This window comes from Silicimonas algicola (genome assembly GCF_003148765.1).
In the GTDB taxonomy this organism is placed as follows: domain Bacteria; phylum Pseudomonadota; class Alphaproteobacteria; order Rhodobacterales; family Rhodobacteraceae; genus Silicimonas; species Silicimonas algicola.
Genome location: NZ_QGGV01000024.1, coordinates 1 through 2084, shown reverse-complemented (window position 1 = coordinate 2084; position 2084 = coordinate 1). Strand labels below are relative to the sequence as shown.

Genomic DNA, 2084 nt, shown 5'->3' with positions numbered 1-2084 from the left:
AGCCTCACCCGATGGCTTCCAGCATGGCCTCGCCCAGTCCGGCGGGGCTTTCGGCGACGGTGATGCCGGCGGAGCGCATGGCTTCGATCTTGTCCTCGGCGCCGCCCTTGCCGCCGGCGACGATGGCGCCGGCGTGGCCCATGCGGCGGCCCGGGGGCGCGGTGCGGCCGGCGATGAAGCCCGCGACGGGCTTCTTGCGGCCGCGCTTCGCCTCGTCCTTCAGGAACTGCGCGGCCTCCTCCTCGGCACTGCCGCCGATCTCGCCGATCATGATGATCGACTGGGTCTCGTCGTCGGCCAGGAACCACTCCAGCACGTCGAGGTGCTCGGTCCCCTTGATCGGGTCGCCGCCGATGCCGACGCAGGTCGACTGGCCGAGGCCCACGTCAGAGGTCTGCTTGACCGCCTCGTAGGTGAGCGTGCCCGAGCGCGACACGACGCCGACCGAGCCCTTGCGGTGGATGTGCCCCGGCATGATGCCGATCTTGCATTCGCCCGGCGTGATGACGCCCGGGCAGTTCGGCCCGATCAGGATCGAGGCCGAGCCCTCGAGCGCGCGCTTCACGCGCATCATGTCGAGGACCGGGATGCCCTCGGTGATGGCGACGATGAGCGGGATCCTCGCGTCGAGCGCCTCGAGGATCGAATCGGCCGCGAAGGGGGGCGGGACGTAGATCACGGTGGCGTTGGCGCCGGTCGTCTCCACCGCCTCGTGGACGGTGTCGAAGACGGGCAGGTCGAGGTGGGTCTGGCCGCCCTTGCCGGGTGTGACGCCGCCCACCATCGCCGTGCCGTAGGCGATGGCCTGTTCCGAGTGGAAGGTGCCCTGGGAGCCGGTGAAGCCCTGGCAGATCACGCGGGTGGTCTTGTCGATGAGGACGCTCATGCCTTCTCTCCCTTGACGGCCCTAACGATCTTCCGCGCGCCGTCCTTGAGGTCGTCGGCGGCGATGACGTCCACGTCGGATTCGTTGATGATCCGCTTGCCTTCTTCCACGTTGGTGCCCTCGAGCCGCACGACGAGCGGGACCTTCAGCCCCACCTCCTTGACCGCCGCCACCACGCCTTCCGCGATGACGTCGCAGCGCATGATGCCGCCGAAGATGTTGACGAGGATGCCCTTCACGTTCGGATCGGAGGTGATGATCTTGAAGGCCTCGGTCACCCGCTCCTTCGTGGCACTGCCGCCGACGTCGAGGAAGTTCGCGGGTGCAGCACCCTCGAGCTTGATGATGTCCATGGTCGCCATCGCGAGGCCGGCGCCGTTCACCATGCAGCCGATCTCGCCGTCGAGGGCGATGTAGTTCAGGTCGTACTTCGAGGCCTCGAGTTCCTTCGGGTCCTCCTCGGTGGTGTCGCGCAATTCCGTGATGTCAGGGTGGCGGTAGAGCGCGTTGCCGTCGAAGCCCATCTTGGCGTCGAGGCAGCGCAGGTCGCCGCCCGTCGTCACGATCAGCGGGTTGATCTCGAGCATCTCCATGTCCTTGTCCATGAAGAGCCGGTAGAGCGTGCCCATCAGCTGGACGCACTGCTTGACCTGCGCGCCCGTGAGCCCCAGGGCATAGGCGATGCGGCGGCCGTGGAACGTCTGGTAGCCGGTCGCGGGATCGACGCTGAACGACAGGATCTTCCCGGGCGTGCTCTCGGCCACCTCCTCGATGTCCATGCCGCCTTCGGTCGAGGCCACGAAGGCCACACGGCTCGAGGCGCGGTCGACGAGCAGCGCGAGGTAGAGTTCGCGCGCGATGTCGGCGCCTTCCTCGATGTAGATGCGCCCGACCTGCTTGCCCGCCTCGCCGGTCTGCTTGGTGACCAGCGTCCGGCCGAGCATGCGCTTGGCTTCCTCGGCGGCCTCCTCGACCGACTTCGCGATCCTGACGCCGCCCTTCGACCCCGCGTCGGCCTCCCTGAACGTGCCCTTGCCACGCCCGCCGGCGTGGATCTGCGCCTTCACCACCCAGACCGGACCGTCCAAGGCCCCCGCCTGCGTCTTCGCTTCCTCGCCCCGCAGGACCACACGCCCCTCCGCCACAGGCGCCCCATACGCCCGAAGCAACCCCTTCGCCTGGTATTCGTGGATGTTCA

At 68.1% G+C, this 2084-nt stretch carries 2 protein-coding genes; both read right to left on the bottom strand.

Features of this window, described 5'->3' with window-relative positions; genetic code table 11:
- Positions 1-4: 4 nt before the first annotated feature.
- Positions 5-886, bottom strand: a complete 882-nt coding sequence (gene sucD / locus C8D95_RS21600; RefSeq protein ID WP_109761270.1) for a succinate--CoA ligase subunit alpha — start codon at positions 884-886, stop codon at positions 5-7.
- Positions 883-2084: ADP-forming succinate--CoA ligase subunit beta (gene sucC, locus C8D95_RS21595; RefSeq protein ID WP_109761269.1), on the bottom strand; the 1202-nt coding region annotated here is incomplete at its 5' end. The genes sucC and sucD, both read right to left, overlap by 4 nt.

What these genes read in the sequence shown, in the direction of transcription:
- sucD (WP_109761270.1), bottom strand. Translation starts at nt 886, where the DNA reads ATGAGCGTCCTCATCGACAAGACCACCCGCGTGATCTGCCAGGGCTTC.